Origin of the sequence: Chryseobacterium sp. SIMBA_038 (assembly GCF_046535115.1) — a bacterium.
GTDB lineage: Bacteria > Bacteroidota > Bacteroidia > Flavobacteriales > Weeksellaceae > Chryseobacterium.
This window is the reverse complement of sequence record NZ_JAWRXH010000008.1, coordinates 74,884-90,669: the sequence shown is the minus strand read 5'-3', so window position 1 is coordinate 90,669 and position 15,786 is coordinate 74,884. Positions and strand designations below refer to the sequence as shown.

General features: G+C 34.1%; 16 protein-coding genes and 1 tRNA gene. 14 read left to right on the top strand and 3 right to left on the bottom strand.

All coding sequences use genetic code 11. The features are described 5' to 3' along the window. The first annotated feature begins 182 nt into the window (after positions 1-182). The 10 genes from leuS to SB689_RS19000 all read left to right on the top strand — a co-directional run bounded on the left by leuS (position 183) and on the right by SB689_RS19000 (position 10,095). Positions 183-2,996, top strand: coding sequence for a leucine--tRNA ligase (gene leuS, locus SB689_RS19045; protein ID WP_410693668.1), 2,814 nt, complete (start codon positions 183-185; stop codon positions 2,994-2,996). A gap of 240 nt (positions 2,997-3,236) precedes the next feature. After that, entirely contained in the window at positions 3,237-4,100 is an 864-nt protein-coding gene (locus SB689_RS19040; RefSeq protein ID WP_410693667.1) for a MotA/TolQ/ExbB proton channel family protein, read from the top strand. A gap of 68 nt (positions 4,101-4,168) precedes the next feature. Next, a complete protein-coding gene (locus SB689_RS19035; protein WP_410693666.1) occupies positions 4,169-4,771 on the top strand; it encodes an ExbD/TolR family protein in 603 nt (200 codons plus the stop codon). A gap of 12 nt (positions 4,772-4,783) precedes the next feature. Further along, positions 4,784-5,356, top strand: coding sequence for an ExbD/TolR family protein (locus tag SB689_RS19030; protein WP_066754793.1), 573 nt, complete (start codon positions 4,784-4,786; stop codon positions 5,354-5,356). Between the two features lie 23 nt (positions 5,357-5,379). Continuing rightward, the gene (locus SB689_RS19025) at positions 5,380-6,222 is read left to right on the top strand and encodes an energy transducer TonB (RefSeq protein WP_066754795.1); all 843 of its coding nucleotides are present in this window, start codon (positions 5,380-5,382) and stop codon (positions 6,220-6,222) included. A 72-nt stretch (positions 6,223-6,294) separates the two neighbouring features. Further along, entirely contained in the window at positions 6,295-6,492 is a 198-nt protein-coding gene (locus SB689_RS19020) for a C4-dicarboxylate ABC transporter (protein WP_185097261.1), read from the top strand. After that, the gene (locus tag SB689_RS19015; protein WP_410693665.1) at positions 6,482-7,354 is read left to right on the top strand and encodes a PstS family phosphate ABC transporter substrate-binding protein; all 873 of its coding nucleotides are present in this window, start codon (positions 6,482-6,484) and stop codon (positions 7,352-7,354) included. The genes SB689_RS19020 and SB689_RS19015 overlap by 11 nt, the downstream gene beginning before the upstream one ends. A gap of 91 nt (positions 7,355-7,445) precedes the next feature. Then, the gene (locus SB689_RS19010; RefSeq protein ID WP_410693664.1) at positions 7,446-9,098 is read left to right on the top strand and encodes a tetratricopeptide repeat protein; all 1,653 of its coding nucleotides are present in this window, start codon (positions 7,446-7,448) and stop codon (positions 9,096-9,098) included. A gap of 166 nt (positions 9,099-9,264) precedes the next feature. After that, complete coding sequence (gene bshB1, locus SB689_RS19005; protein WP_410693663.1) at positions 9,265-9,984, top strand: bacillithiol biosynthesis deacetylase BshB1; 720 nt, start codon at positions 9,265-9,267, stop codon at positions 9,982-9,984. Positions 9,985-10,019: 35 nt separating this feature from the next. Then, positions 10,020-10,095: transfer RNA gene (locus tag SB689_RS19000), tRNA-His, on the top strand. 140 nt (positions 10,096-10,235) lie between these two features. Here the strand turns inward: SB689_RS19000 and SB689_RS18995 are convergent. Both SB689_RS18995 and SB689_RS18990 read right to left on the bottom strand, forming a co-directional pair. Beyond that, on the bottom strand, positions 10,236-10,571 hold the full coding sequence (locus SB689_RS18995) for a DUF3276 family protein (RefSeq protein WP_034679055.1): 336 nt from the start codon (positions 10,569-10,571) through the stop codon (positions 10,236-10,238). Positions 10,572-10,670: 99 nt separating this feature from the next. Then, positions 10,671-12,332 (bottom strand): ABC transporter ATP-binding protein, encoded by a 1,662-nt coding sequence (locus SB689_RS18990; RefSeq protein ID WP_410693662.1) that lies wholly within the window; start codon positions 12,330-12,332, stop codon positions 10,671-10,673. 90 nt (positions 12,333-12,422) lie between these two features. Between SB689_RS18990 and SB689_RS18985 the strand changes: the two genes are divergently transcribed. From SB689_RS18985 to SB689_RS18970, 4 genes are all read left to right on the top strand, one after another. After that, positions 12,423-13,328 carry a transcription antitermination protein NusB gene (locus SB689_RS18985; protein WP_072412614.1) on the top strand — a complete coding sequence of 302 codons (906 nt, stop codon included), beginning with the start codon at positions 12,423-12,425 and terminating at the stop codon, positions 13,326-13,328. Between the two features lies 1 nt (position 13,329). Further along, on the top strand, positions 13,330-13,866 hold the full coding sequence (locus SB689_RS18980) for a DUF1573 domain-containing protein (RefSeq protein ID WP_410693661.1): 537 nt from the start codon (positions 13,330-13,332) through the stop codon (positions 13,864-13,866). A 4-nt stretch (positions 13,867-13,870) separates the two neighbouring features. Then, complete coding sequence (gene yajC / locus SB689_RS18975) at positions 13,871-14,248, top strand: preprotein translocase subunit YajC (RefSeq protein WP_410693660.1); 378 nt, start codon at positions 13,871-13,873, stop codon at positions 14,246-14,248. 249 nt (positions 14,249-14,497) lie between these two features. Beyond that, on the top strand, positions 14,498-15,232 hold the full coding sequence (locus SB689_RS18970) for an SDR family NAD(P)-dependent oxidoreductase (RefSeq protein WP_410693659.1): 735 nt from the start codon (positions 14,498-14,500) through the stop codon (positions 15,230-15,232). On the opposite strand, the gene SB689_RS18965 is transcribed toward SB689_RS18970, so the two are convergent. After that, entirely contained in the window at positions 15,233-15,772 is a 540-nt protein-coding gene (locus tag SB689_RS18965; protein ID WP_410693658.1) for a hypothetical protein, read from the bottom strand. Between the last annotated feature and the right edge of the window lie 14 nt (positions 15,773-15,786).

Here is a 15,786-nt window from a genome sequence, read left to right as displayed (position 1 = left end):
GTAATAGTATAAATAATAAAAAGGTCTCATCTTCGGGTGAGATCTTTTTGTTTTGATATGAATTATAATTAATCGAAAATTAAAGTTCCATTTCTATTAAAATCATTATTTTTGTGAAATACTAGAATTGGAATTATAATAAATCTAACATCTAGAGTCTAACATCTAATATCAATAACAACGTGTTTTACGATCATCAGCAGATAGAAAAAAAGTGGCAGAAATACTGGGAAGACAATCAAACGTACAAAACTTCCAATAACACAGACAAACCAAAATTTTATGTTCTCGATATGTTTCCGTATCCATCGGGGGCGGGGCTTCATGTAGGTCACCCGCTGGGATATATTGCTTCAGATATTTATGCGAGATATAAAAGACATCAAGGGTTTAATGTTCTCCACCCGGTTGGTTACGATAGTTTCGGACTGCCTGCTGAGCAATATGCAATTCAGACAGGGCAGCACCCTGCAATCACTACAGAAAAAAATATCAACAGATACGAAGAGCAATTAAGAAAAATTGGTTTTTCATTCGACTGGAGCAGGGAAGTAAGAACTTCTGACGCTTCATATTATAAATGGACACAATGGATTTTCATTGAATTGTTCCATTCTTGGTATAATAAAAATACAGACAAGGCAGAATCTATCGAAACGTTGATCAAACATTTTGAAGAAAAAGGTTCATTGGATTTAAATGCCAATCAAAACGACGAATTAAATTTCACGGCAGAAGAATGGAAAGAAGCTTCTGAAATTGATAAAGAAGATATTTTATTAAATTACCGTTTGTCTTTCAGAGCAGAAACTACTGTAAATTGGTGTCCTGCTTTAGGAACAGTGTTGGCAAATGATGAAGTGAAAGATGGAAAATCCGAAAGAGGAGGTTTCCCTGTTTTCCAAAAGAAAATGATGCAGTGGAGCATGAGAATTTCTGCATATTCTGAAAGATTGTTGCAAGGTCTTAAAACATTAGACTGGCCTCAACCTTTGAAAGATGCCCAAGAATATTGGATCGGAAAATCTCAAGGAGCTCAGGTTAAATTTAATATTGATACTCACGACGAAATCGTTGAGGTTTTCACAACAAGACCTGATACTATTTTCGGAGCAACATTTATGGTGTTGGCACCGGAAAATCCTTTAGTTGAAACTATTACTACAGCAGAACAAAAAGCTGAGGTAGATACTTATATTGAAGAAACTTCCAAAAAAACTGAAAGAGACAGAATGTCTGACGTGAAAAACGTTTCAGGTGCTTTCACGGGAAGTTACGCGATCAATCCTTTCAGCAATGAAAAGATGCCGATTTATATTTCAGATTATGTATTGATGGGTTACGGAACGGGAGCTGTAATGGCTGTTCCTGCACATGACGAGCGTGATCACAGATTTGCGAAGAAATTTAATTTAGAAATTAAAAAAGTTGTAGAAACAGAAGAAGACGTTCAGGAAAAATCTTTTGATTCTAAAACAAACGTTTGTGTAAATTCAGATTTCTTGAATGGTTTAAGCTATGACGAAGCAAAAGCATTAATTATTGATGCTGTTGAGAAAAAAGGAATCGGTCACGGAACTACAAATTATAGACAACGTGATGCAATTTTCTCAAGACAGCGTTATTGGGGCGAGCCAGTTCCTATCTATTATAAGGATGGAATGCCTTACACGTTACCAAATTCTGCTTTGCCGTTAGCACTTCCTGAAGTTGAAAAATATTTACCAACAGAAGACGGAGATCCGCCATTAGGAAATTCAAAAACTTTTGCTTGGGATGAAGCAAACCAAAAAGTGGTTGCTACAGATTTAATTGATGACAAAACTATATTTCCCTTAGAATTATCTACAATGCCGGGTTGGGCAGGAAGCTCATGGTATTTCCTTAGATATATGGATCCTAATAATGATGAGGTTTTTGCTAATAAAGAATTAACCGATTATTGGGGACAAGTAGATTTATACATCGGAGGTAGCGAGCACGCAACCGGTCACTTATTATATTCTCGTTTCTGGAATATGTTCTTAAAAGACAGAGGGTATATTAATAATGATGAGCCTTTCCAAAAATTGATCAATCAGGGGATGATTTTGGGGATGAGTGCTTTTGTTTATAGAATTGAAGGAACAAATCAATATGTTTCTAAAAATTTAGCAAGTGAATATCAAACTCAGCAGATTCACGTTGATGTATCTTTATTAAAAGGAACATCTGACGAATTAGATACAGAAGCTTTCAAAGCTTGGAGACCAGATTACGTTGATGCAGAATTTATTTTAGAAGACGGAAAATACATTACAGACCGTGAAGTAGAAAAAATGTCCAAATCAAAATACAATGTTGTAAATCCTGATGATATCTGTAATGAATATGGAGCAGACGGATTGAGATTGTATGAAATGTTCTTAGGCCCATTAGAGCAATCTAAGCCTTGGAACACGCAAGGTCTAAGCGGAGTGTACGGCTTCCTGAAAAAATTCTGGAATTTATATTTCAACGAAGATAATTTTGAAGTCTCTGATGAAGAACCTACAAAAGCAGAATATAAAGTATTACATACATTAATAAAGAAAGTGGTTTACGATATCGAAAACTTCTCTTTCAATACTTCTGTATCATCATTTATGATTGCTGTAAATGAATTACAAAAAATAAAATGTAACAAACGCAATATTCTTGAGCCTTTAGCCGTTATCATCTCGCCGTATGCCCCTCACATCTGTGAAGAGCTTTGGAGCTTGCTGAGACATGATACTTCTATTGAATTCGAGAAATTCCCGGAACTGAACGAAACCTACTTAGTAGAAGACGAAATTGAATATCCGGTGAGCGTAAATGGTAAAATGAAATTTAAATTACCTCTACCTGCACAATTATCAGCTAAAGAAGTTGAGGATTTGGTGATGCAGGATGAGAAAATTCAACAAATTCTGGATGGTAAAGCACCGAAAAAAATCATTGTGGTGCATCACAGAATTGTGAATATTGTAATTTAAAAGAAATTTAACATTGGTAATTTAAAAAAAATGAGGGGTTAATTTTTTTAATATTTTAACATAAACGTTAAAATTGAGGAAAATAACTAAAAAATTGAAAAAAAATTATAATATCGAAATCGTATTAAAATTTCTTTATCAAAAAAAACAAAAATGTTTATTTAAGACTCTTGCATTTTAATTAATTTTGCCTTTAATTTACAAACTGTAAAATTTTAAAACAATATAATTTAGTTAAATATGGAAATGAATGTTTCAAAAAATGATGAGCAATTAGTTGCTAGAAAAGCAGGAGGTTTAAACCCAGCTGTTATTATTCCTATTTTATTCGTTATAGGAGTTTGTATTTATTTATTCGTTCTTGGTAACCCAGGGAATTTTAAAGACGCAGACAAACTAGGTGGTGGTTCTGTAGCTTTCTCAAGTGTTGAAGGAAAAGACATTCACCCAGAGTCGTTTTTAGGTATTATCTACAAAGGAGGGGTTATCGTACCAATCTTGATTACTTTCATGATCACTGTAATCGTTTTCTCTTTTGAAAGATATTTCGTACTTGGTAAGGCTTCTGGAAAAGGAAACTTAGACAACTTCGTAGTACAAGTAAGAAGCTTACTTAATCAAAACAAAATTGATGAAGCTTTAGAAGAGTGTGACAGACAACAAGGATCTGTAGGTAACGTAGTGAAAGAAGGTCTTACTACTTACAAAGCACTTTCTCATGACACTACATTAAACAAGGAGCAGAAAATGATCGCTCTTAACAAAGCAATCGAAGAGGCTACTACTCTTGAGATGCCAATGTTAGAGAAAAACATGATGATTCTTTCTACTCTAGGTACTGTTGCAACTTTGATCGCACTATTGGGAACGGTAATCGGGATGATTAAAGCATTCTTCGCGTTAGGTTCTGGTGGTGGTACTCCAGATGCAGCTGCACTTTCTACAGGTATCTCTGAAGCATTGATCAACACGGCTTTAGGTATTGGTACTTCAGCTATCGCTATTATTCTTTACAATTATTTTACATCTAGAATTGACGGATTAACTTACAAGATCGACGAGATCGCAATGAGTATCCAGCAGTCTTTCGCTGAGTTCAACTAAGAATTGAATCTTTAGCAAGGAATTTGCATTAGCAATAACAGAAGTTTAATTAAAAATAATTCAAAACAATGGCGAGAGTCAAACCAAAAAGACATGGAGTAGTTACGGATATGACGGCAATGTGTGACGTTGCATTCCTACTGCTTACATTCTTTATATTGACCACTCAGTTTAAAAAACCTGACGTGGAGCAGATTAAACCGCCATCTTCAATATCAGAGAAGTTACTTCCTGATGCGAGTTTGATGACCATCAACGCTACTCCGGATGGGAAATTTTATTTCCAACCGGTAGAGAACGCATCAGAGAGACTACAGCTTTTAGATAAAATGGGTCAAAAGTATGGAATTACATTTGACAACAACGAAAAAGCTGCATTTCAAAAAGTACAAGCGATTGGGGTTCCTATGAACCAACTTAAAAGCTATCTTGATTTGTCAGATGAGGAGCAGAAGAGTTTCAAGAGTCCTACTGGGATTCCTATGGACAGTACAAATAAGCAGTTAGTAGACTGGGTACAACAAAGTTTAAGCGTAAATCCTGATTACAAATTAGCAATCAAAGGAGACGTTACAACTGAGTATCCTAAAGTTAAAAGCCTATTTGAAGGTTTAAGAGATATTGATTTTCTTAAATTCTGGTTGATTACATCACAAGAAGGTAAACAATAATAATCATTAGAAATGGCAGAAGTACAAGTACAGGAAAAAGGCGGCAAAGGCGGCAAGGTACGTTCCAAGAAGCAGAATACCAGGGTAGATATGACTCCTATGGTGGACTTGGGTTTTCTATTGATCACCTTCTTTATGTTCACAACCACATTCTCTAAACCGAATGTAATGGATTTGGGTCTTCCGGCAAAACCGAAAGAAAATACACCAAAACCACCCCCAACAGAAATTAAACTTTCTAACTCAATTTCTTTATTATTGGGTAAAGGCAATAAGATTTTTTGGCATCAGCAGGATAATACATCTTTAACTGATCAAAATCTTAACGAGACTACTTTTGATAGAGAAGGGATTAGAAAAGTAATTGAGCAAGCAAAAGCAAATGCGGCAGATAAAACAAAATTTACTGTTATTATCAAGCCTACTGACGATGCTGTATATAAAAACTTTGTAGATATTCTTGACGAGATGGCTATTACCAAAAGCGAGCAGTACGGTGTTACCGATGTGAAACCTTGGGAACAGGCTATTTATGACAGAAAAGTTGGAAATAAAGGAGCTGCGGCTGCACCAGCTACAAAGTAATTTAACCATAAAATTGTAAATCTATGGCAGATGAAAATGTATACAGTCAGAATCTTACTTTAGACGAGATTGTATTTGAAAATAGAAACAAGGCGTATGGTGCCTATGATCTTAGACATCAGTATCCAAGACTTCTAACAAAATCTTTTATTGTTGGAACGGCATTATTCCTAGTTGCGGCTTTGTCTCCGTTTATTTATCTTACAATTAAGAGACTTACTGAACCACCTAAACAAGAAGTTAAGGCAGATTTGGTTGAGATTCTTCAGGAAGATAAAATTATAGAGCAGCCAAAAGAAGAAGAACCACCTCCACCACCTCCACCAAAAGAAGAGGAAAAGATTGAGGTTATTCAGAACGTTGTACCAGAACCGGTAAGAGCTCCAAAAATTGAAACTCCACCGCCACCAATTTCTAAGCAATTAGAAACGACAACTGGTCTAAACAATCAGGAAGGTGTAAAAGCTCCGGCTTATACTCCACCTCCACCACCACCATCTACAGGTACAAGAACTTCAACAGCTGAAGTGAAGCCTCAGGTGAGCGATACTCAAGTATATACTGAGGTAGAGCAAACTGCGGAATTCCCAGGAGGTATCAACTCTTTCAGAAAGAAAGTAGGAGATAGCTTTGATGGTTCTGCGATGAACGGTGATGAAGGTACAGTAAAAACTGAAATTACTTTCGTAGTAGAAAGAGATGGAAGTATTACTGACGTAAAGGCTAATGGAGGAAATTCAGACTTCAACTCTGAAGCTGTAAGAACGATTAAGTCTATTAAGAATAAATGGAGTCCTGCAAAAATTAATGGTCAATCTGTACGTTACAGATTCAGATTACCTTTAACAATGAATTTTGAAGGATAATTTATCTTTAAATAATAATTAAAAAAGAGAAGCAATAGCTTCTCTTTTTATTTTTTTTGGTATTTTTGTTTTATGATGTTCAATTGGTTATCCCTGATTACAGGATTATTTTATATAGTGCTTGGAGGTGTAGTTATTTACTACAAATTCTTTTTCACAACTTTGGAGCCGGCGGTTGCTTATGCAATGGGTGGGCTTCTTATCCTTTACGGGATATTCAGAATATATAGAGCTGTTTCAAAAATTAAAGATTCTGGAAATGAAGAATAGTATTAAACTTATAATGCTATTTGTTTTTAGTATTATCATTGTAGGCTGTAAAAAAGAAGATAAATCTCCGTCTTATCACAAAGGAGAGCTTACAATCCTTACGGACGAATCCTTTAAAAGCGTTACTGAGGCTTTAGCAGACGGATATATGATCAATTATCCTGAAACAAAAATTAAAGTGGTTACAAGAAAAGAAGATTTAGGTTTTCTTGATTTATTACAAGGTAAAGCTAGAATTGCCGTAATGTCTAAAGAACTTTCTCCCGAAGAAGTTAAAGCTTTTGAGGAACAAGTTGATATGAAGATCTTACCTGCAAAATTTGCTGCTGATGCTGTCGTTTTTGTTGTTCCTATAAATTCTCCAAAGACAAGTATTTCTATGGATGAAATTAAAAACGGTCTTCAATCTGAGAATAAAGACTTTATTTTTGATGGAACAAATTCAAGTAATTTGAATTTCGTTGCTCAGAAGCTTAAAAAACAACCAAAAGATTTAAAATTCTCTGTAATTCCTGGAAGTCAGAATATTATTGAAGAATTAAATAAATACCCGAATAAAATAGGAGTTATCGGTCTGAATACTTTCAGTAGACCGTATGATAAAACCTCCGAAAAACTAAGAGAATTGGTAAAAGTTCTTCCTGTTGAAAATAATGGAAAATTGTATACCGCAGATTCTGATGGATTACGCGAAATGAAATATCCTTTTACAAGAGTTTTATACTTTTTAACAAACGAAGGAAACTTTAACATAGCCAATGGGTTCATAAGATATTCATGCACCCAACTTGGCCAGATGATCGTAGAAAAGGAAGGATTACAACCCTACAATATTTATAAGAGAGAGGTTCAAATGCGTTAAAAAATATTAAATTAATGTTTCCCTTAAAATAATTGCACTATTTTGGTCTGAAAATTGTGTAATGAATTAACTCAGTTTAGAATATATTAAAATGAAAGATATAATGATTATGAATGTAAAGAAGATTGCTTTTGGGGCAGCCGTGGTATTTTTTGCCAACTTTGCCTCTGCGCAAACAGTACAAGATGGTATTAACAGTATTGACAGTGATAAATTTGCTCAAGCAAAAACTAATTTCACTGACATGATTGCTAAAGCACCTACTGCTGAAAATTATTTCTACTTAGGAAATACATTTTTAAGACAAGGTGAACCGGATTTTTCAAAAGCAACAGAAAGCTTCAACAAAGGTCTTGCACTAGATGCTAAAAGTTATTTAAATAAAATAGGTTTGGCTGCTGTAAAACTAGGGAAAGGCGATAAAGGTGCAATTGCTGAGATCCAGAAAATTGTAACTGATTCTAGAGAAAAAGACGCAGAAGTAATGTTCAGAGCGGCTGAAGCTTTAACATTATTCGAAAAAAATAACTCTCCGGATCTTGCTATTCAGTTCTTGAATAAAGCAATTGAAAGAGCCGCTAAAAAAGAAGTTCCTGCACATTATTACTATACATTGGGAGATGCTTACAGATTGAAGAAAATCCCTGGTGATGCAATGTCAGCTTACGATAAAGCTTTGCCGCTAGCGAAAAATAAAGCTTCCGTTTATACAAGAATCGGAACTTTATGGATGGCTGCACAACAATGGAAACAAGCGAAAGAAAGTATAGATAAAGCAATTGCTACAGATGCTACATATGCACCTGCTTACAAAGCTTTAGCTGCTTATGATATTAAATATCAGGAGAATGCGAAAGCAACTCAGGATTTGATCAACTATACAAAATATGCTGACGAAGATCCGTATACTCAGTTAGAAATTGCTAAACTTTATTTTACTAATGAAGATTATGCAAACTCTAAAATGATCTTAGACAAGATTTTTGACAAAGTTGATGATCCAATTAAATTTAAATTAAGAGCATATCAATTATATGCTGACGGAAAATATGCTGAGGCTAAGCAAAGCATGGACAGCTTCGTTTCTCAGGCTGAAAAGTCTAGAGTACAGCCTGCTGACCAAGGTTTATTAGGTCTAATTGCTGCTGGTTTGGCTAAAGACGAAAAAGATGCTGCTAAGAAAACAGCTTTAATGACTGAAGCTCAACAAAAAGTAGCGATTGCTAAAGGCGCAAAAGACGAAACGTTGAAGTGGGATATGGAACTTGCTAAAATTGCTGGAGGTGGTGCTGTATCACAAGGTTCTGCTGATACTGGGCCTACAAACCCAACGATCGAAGGATTAAAGCAAAAAGTTGCTGCTAATGCTCAGGATACAGATTCATTATTTAAGTTGGCAACAGCTTACCAAGATGCTAAAAACTGGAACGGAGCAATCCTTACATGGCAAAAAATGAGCACGCTTCTTCCTGATTGGGCACCTGCTTACTACAGCCAAGGATATTCTTATCAGCAAGCTGGAAATAACGACGCTGCAAAAATTGCTTATGAGAAATTTATCTCAACGGTAAAACCTGCAGATATGGAAGCTAACAAACAGACTTTAGCATATGCTTACTTCGCAGTAGCTTATATGAATAAAGATTCTGATCTTGCGAAAGCAAAAGATTATGTTGCAAAATCTTTACAATTAGATCCAACATACCAAGATGCTGTAAAGCTGAACGGAGAGATCAACAAGTAATTTAAAATTTAAATTATAGATATTAAAACTTCCCATTCGTAATGTTTGGGAAGTTTTTATTTTAAATCTTATATTTGAAAATATGAAACGCCTTGATTAAAAATTCAAAAATATGAACCTAATCTTTGGGCATTCCATTGGACAAATTAAAAATTAAGAAGAATAAATGAAAATAGATATACTTGCTTTTGGAGCACATCCTGATGATGTTGAATTAGGTTGTGGCGGAACAATAGCCAAATTAATTTCAGAAGGTAAAACATGCGTTATCGTTGATTTAACGAAAGGGGAAATGGGAACCAGAGGTACGGATGAAACAAGAAGAGTTGAAGCCGGAAATTCTGCAAAGATCTTGGGAGTTTCTGCCAGAGAAAATTTAGGAATGAAAGATGGGTTTCTTGTGAATTCTGAAGAATATCAATTAATGATCGTAAAAATGGTTCGCAAATACCAGCCAGAAATCGTTTTAGCGAATGCGGTTGATGATAGACATCCAGATCATGCAAAAGGAGCGAAATTAGTGTCGGATGCGTGCTTTTTATCTGGCTTAAGAAAAATTGAAACTTCTGAAGAAGGAGAAAACCAAGAGGTGTGGAGACCGAAGCATATTTTCAATTATATTCAGTGGAAAAACATCAAACCTGAATTTGTAATTGATATATCTGAGCATCTTGATAAGAAGATTGAAGCCTGTATGGCGTTCAAAACTCAGTTTTATGACCCAAATTCTAAAGAACCGGAGACTCCGATTACATCAAAGGACTTCTATGAGAGTTTAACGTACCGTGCACAGGATTTAGGTAGGTTATCGGGAGTTGCTTATGCTGAGGGATTTACGACTGAGAAGCTGATTGCGTTGAAAAATTTTGAAGGAATTATTTTGTAATTAAAAAATCTTTCTTATATTTGCACCACCAAAACGGTGATTGTAGCTCAGTTGGTTAGAGCGCCGGATTGTGGTTCCGGAGGTCGGGGGTTCGAGACCCCTCATTCACCCACATTTAAACACATTTTCTTCATTGAGAATGTGTTTTTTTTATGCAATAATATCAAGAAAATCAATAAGATTTATCAAAATATAAACATAAAAAAAGCATCTTTTTTCAGATGCTTGTGTTTTTAAGATATTGTTTTGGCTTAAACCTCGTCGTCAGAATCTATTGTGTAAGATTTGCTTTTGAAGTCTTTGTCATGCTTTTCTGATATTACATCCTCACCTTTTTCGTTAATGATGAAATCTGTGGATTCATTAAACATCTCCTGAAAACTTTTAAAATCCTCTTTGTAAAGATAAATTTTGTGTTTCTCGAATGTAGCCTCTCCATTCTCTCCGAAGTTCTTTTTACTTTCGGTAATCGTAAGATAATAATCTCCTGCTTTCGTCTCGCGCACATCAAAGAAATAAGTTCTTCTTCCTGCTTTTAACACCTTCGTGAAAATTTCATTTTCATGGCGTTCCTTGTATTCACTCATTGTTAGATATTTTTTAATCTTGTTAAGAACAAATATAAAAGTTTTCTTTTAATCACAAAATTTTTTTTATGATTTATTTAACAATTCCGAATGAAATGGCTAAGCGGTTAAAGAATTGGTAATTTCGGTAAGATTAATAATTTTATCTGCTCTCTGAGCGCTAGACTCTCTGTGTGTGATAATTATGGACGTAGCGTTATGAATTTTCGAATCTATATTTTCAAGGATATTCTGCTCGGTTTCAGTGTCCAAAGCAGACAGTGAATCATCAAAAATAATGATGTTTGGGTCTTTAATTAAGGCTCTTGCGATGCAAATTCTTTGTTTCTGACCTCCCGAAAGCATTACGCCACGCTCACCAACCAGTGTTTTATATTGATCTTTGAAATCAATAATGTTTTTATCAACGTCTGCGATCTTGGCATATTCAACAACTTTTTCGTGGGATGGGTTGTCTATTGCAAAGCCAATATTAGTCTCAATAGAGTCTGAAAACAAGTAACTTTCCTGTGGAATGTAACCTATAAAATTTCTGTAATTTTCAAGGTTGTGGTCTTTAAGGTTTTTACCGTCAATTAAAATTTCACCCTCTGTAGGATCAATTAATCGGCAAAGAAGTAAGGCGATCGTTGATTTTCCGCTTCCTGTTTTACCCATGATTGCGAGAGATTGTCCGGCGTCAATTTTAAAACTTAAATTATCTAAAGCTTTAATTCCTGTATTTGGATAGACATAAGAAACATTTCTGAACTCAATATCTCCTTTAATAGGATAGTTTTCGAAGTTTGTATTAATAACTTCAGATTTTTTATCTATAAATTCATTGATTCTCTGCATTGAAGCTTCCGCTCTTTGGTTTACGGAAGTTACCCAACCTACCATTGAAAAAGGAAATATTAATGTGTTGATATACATAAAGAAATCGGCGATTTTACCGATACTTAATTGTCCGTCAATATATTTCTGTCCACCAATTAAAATAATGGCAACATTTAATAAACCGATTACAAATAAAATAATAGTAAAGAAATATGCTTCAGTTTTGGCTAAATCTAAAGCCTTATCCTGATAATCAGTAACTTTTACGCTGTAATTTTTCTTGATATAATTTTCTTTCGCAAAAAACTTCACCACACGAATTCCTGAGAAACTATCCTGAACAAAAGTTGAAATCGCAGACTGGCTTTTCTGCATGATTTTCGACTTCTTATTAATAATTGAACTTACCTTGAAAATAGCAAATGATAAAATCGGAAGAGGTAACAATGTCCATAAAGTCATTGATACATCCGTTTTCAGCATATAAATACTTGTGATAATTAATAAGATAATTAAGTTCACAACATACATCACACCAGGACCCAAATACATTCTTACAGCTACAACATCTTCACTTAATCGGTTCATTAAATCTCCGATCGTCGTTTGTTTGTAATCCGTTAAAGATAATTCCTGATAATGTCTGTAGATTTTATTTTTCAACTCATATTCAATCCTTCTGGATGCTACAATAATGGTTTGTCTCATCATAAAGGTGAAAAATCCGGTAAGAAGCGAGCATCCAACAATAATAGCAACATAAATTAATATCTGCTTATTGAAGCCGAAATTTCCGTTTTTTGTAAGTTCATCCACCGATTTTCCTACAAACTGTACTTTGTATATGTTGAAAAAATTACTGGTGATGATAAATAGCGACCCCCAAAACAATAATATTTTATGTTTCCAAAAATAAGGGTTTAGAGTTTTTAAAGCTTTCATAAAGTTTTACAAAATTACAAAAATAGAAGCAGACTACGAATTTCATAAATTTTAAATTTCGTATCTTTGCACCCATAAAAAGCTCTTTGAATGTTAGGACGACGACAAATCCGTGAAAAAGTAGTAGAAAGTGTGTATTCTTACTACCAAAATCCAATAAAATTTGATGTTTTAGAGAAAAATATGTTCTCTGGAATAGAAAAAATCTATTATCTGTATATCTATGAACTAAACTTTTTGGTGGCGTTGAAAGATCTTGCAGAACATCAGATCGAAATCGGTAAGAATAAGTACATCAAAACCGATGCTAATACCAATCCTAATCAAAAATTCATCAGCAACCAAGTATTAATTAAGATTGAAGAAAATCCTGAGAGATTATTTTTTACTGGTCAGCATAAACAATTGAAGTGGGACCTTCATGATGATTTATTGGTAAGAACTTTCCAAAGAATTACTGCAGGAAAGCGTTATCAGGATTTCATGAAAGAAGATGGGTATTCTTTTGAGGAAGATCAAAAATTTATTGGAAAACTATTTTTAAGATACATCGCTGAAAATGAAGATTTTCATGAATATCTTGGGGATAAAGAATTAACTTGGTATGATGACATTCATATTGCTAATTCAATGGTTCAAAAAACGATTGGTTTTCTAAAAGAAGATGAAGACAGCAGAACTTTGATCAAAATGGTGAAAGATGATGAAGACAGGGATTTCGCAGGTAAATTGTTGAGAGACACACTGAACAACTGGGAAAGCAATGAGAAAAAGTTAGGTGAAAGATTGGATAACTGGGATTTGGATAGAGTTTCTTTAATGGACAAAGTTATTTTAACAACAGCAATTTCTGAGCTAGATAATTTTGCCTTCACCCCTTCAAGAGTAATTATTAATGAATATATTGAGATCGCTAAAGTATTTGCTACAGACAGATCAAATATCTTCATCAACGGAATTTTAGATAAATATTGTAAAGATCAAAATAGAATTTAACATGAAAAAGACGTTATCAATTATCGCTTTGTCTATTATAGGCTTTGGTTTAGTTTCTTGTAAAAAAGAAAGCAAAGAAGTTCAGGGATCAGATGCTGTAGCAGTAGATTCTAGTGCTGCAAACAATTTGCCACCAACAACTGATTCTTCTGCAGCTCATGTACAAGAAGGTGCAGCAACAGCTAATCCGGCAGTAGCAGGAACTCCAGCTCCATCTAACCAGCCATTAACAACAATTGCTCTTTCTGAAAACAGCTTCGATTTTGGGAAAATCAAAAAAGGAGATAAAGTAGAGCACGTATATGAAGTTACAAACACAGGAACTAATCCTTTGGTAATTTCTGAAGTAAAGCCAGGATGTGGATGTACAGTTCCTGATTTCACAAAAGAACCGATTATGCCAGGTAAAAAAGGAAAAATCACTTTGCATTTTGACTCTTCAAGCTTTGACGGAAACGTAAGTAAGTATGCAGATGTTTTTGCTAATGTAGATAAAGCTCCAATTAAATTAACATTTACTGCTAATATTCAACCATAATATAATGAATACGTTAACAATCTTTTTACAAGCAGCTCCAGCAGGAGGTTCGTCTCCAATGATGTTGATCATGATGGGGGTGATGTTTGTAGGTTTTTATTTCTTAATGATAAGGCCACAACAAGCAAAACAAAAGAAAGAAAAAACTTTTCAGGAAAACCTAAAAGTTGGAACTAGAGTAGTTCTTACTTCTGGTCTTCACGGAAGAATTGCTCAGGTTCAGGATGATGGTTTTGTTATTGAAACATTATCTGGGAAATTGAAATTCGAAAAAGCAGCAGTTTCTAGAGAATTTACAGAAACTCGTTTTGGAGATAAAGCAGTAAAAACAACTGATAAACCAGTTGAGAAAAAAGAAATCGAAACTACTGAAAATAAATAATTTTTAGTTTTTAAAATATTACGTTTCGGCGCGGTGAGCAAAGCTCACCGCGCCGATTCTTTTATAGGATGCCTTCATGCAAAACTATGCGCAAAGCTGTCATTCAGAACGAAGCAAAGCGGAGTGAAGAATCTATTGCATACTTTTAAAGATAGATTTCTCCTTCGTCGAAATAACAAAAAATTGTGTTATTAGTGAAAACATTTGTGAAATTTGTGTTTAAATTTTAAAATAAAATATCTTTGCCCCATGAATCAAAACACAAACAAGACCATTCTAATTCTAGGTGCAAACTCCGATGTTGCGAAGCAATGCATCATTCAATATCTTGAAAAAGGATTTTCGATCATTGCAGCTTCCCGAAATACAAAATCGTTAGAGGATTTTATCGTTTCCAATAATGTAGACCAATCAAAAATTACGGTTTTATATTTTGATGCAGCAGATTTTGATTCACATCAGAAATTCTATAATGAACTTCCAGTAAAACCTCATATTGCAGTTTACGCTGCAGGCTTTTTGGTGGATAATGAAAAGGCTTTAAGAGATTTCAAAGGAACTCAGCAAATGATTATTACCAATTATATGGGCGCAGTTTCTATTTTAAATATTATTGCGACGGATGAAGGCAATAAAAATTTAGAAAGAATCATTGGCTTGTCTTCACTTTCCGGAGTAAGAGGTCGAAAAAGTAATTTCGTTTATGGAAGTACAAAAGCGGCTTTTACAACGTATCTAGCTGGTTTGAGACAAGAATTAGCTTCAAAAAATATTAAAGTCAATGCTTTGGTGATTGGTTATATCAGAACAAAAATTAATGATGGGCTACAATTAAATGAATCTTTAATTATGGAACCTGATTATGTAGCCAAACATATCGTCAATGCAGGGAATTCTTTCACCATTATCCCGGATTTTAAATGGAAAATTATTTATTTAATTTTGAAAGTGTTGCCGGAAAGCTTGGTAGCGAAATTACCTTAATTATCTATTTTCAATATTTACTTTTGGAAGCTTTAATGCAGTCATTAAAGTATTGTAACTGTTTAAAGGTAAAGATTGGTCTCCATAATAAGAAATTTTCAAATCTCCCTTGGTACTACTTAAATAAAAAGAGTTTCCAGAATGTGAAATTTCATCTTTAAGAAACTGAAATTTCATTAAATCATTCATATATTTCATCAATATTAATTGCTGTGAATTTGATAATAAAATATGTTGGGTAAATTCTTTGGTTTGAATTATTTGACCTAATGAATTTCTGATTCCGCAATCAACCTTGAATTTGACATAAGCCAACTTGGGTTTTCGTTCTGTGCGGTAGATTTTAACTAACTCCTCATGACCACCCCATTCTCCACAATCTTGAAATCTTGATTTTATAAATATGGTATCTCCTTTGCCGTAGCTTAATATATTATCAAATGAATAATTCTGTTGATCGTAGTTTGACTTTTTATCTATTTTTTTCTCAGAACAACTCAGGCAAAAAATGAGAATTAATAATAAAATTGAAGTTTTCATTCTGTATTTTTAGT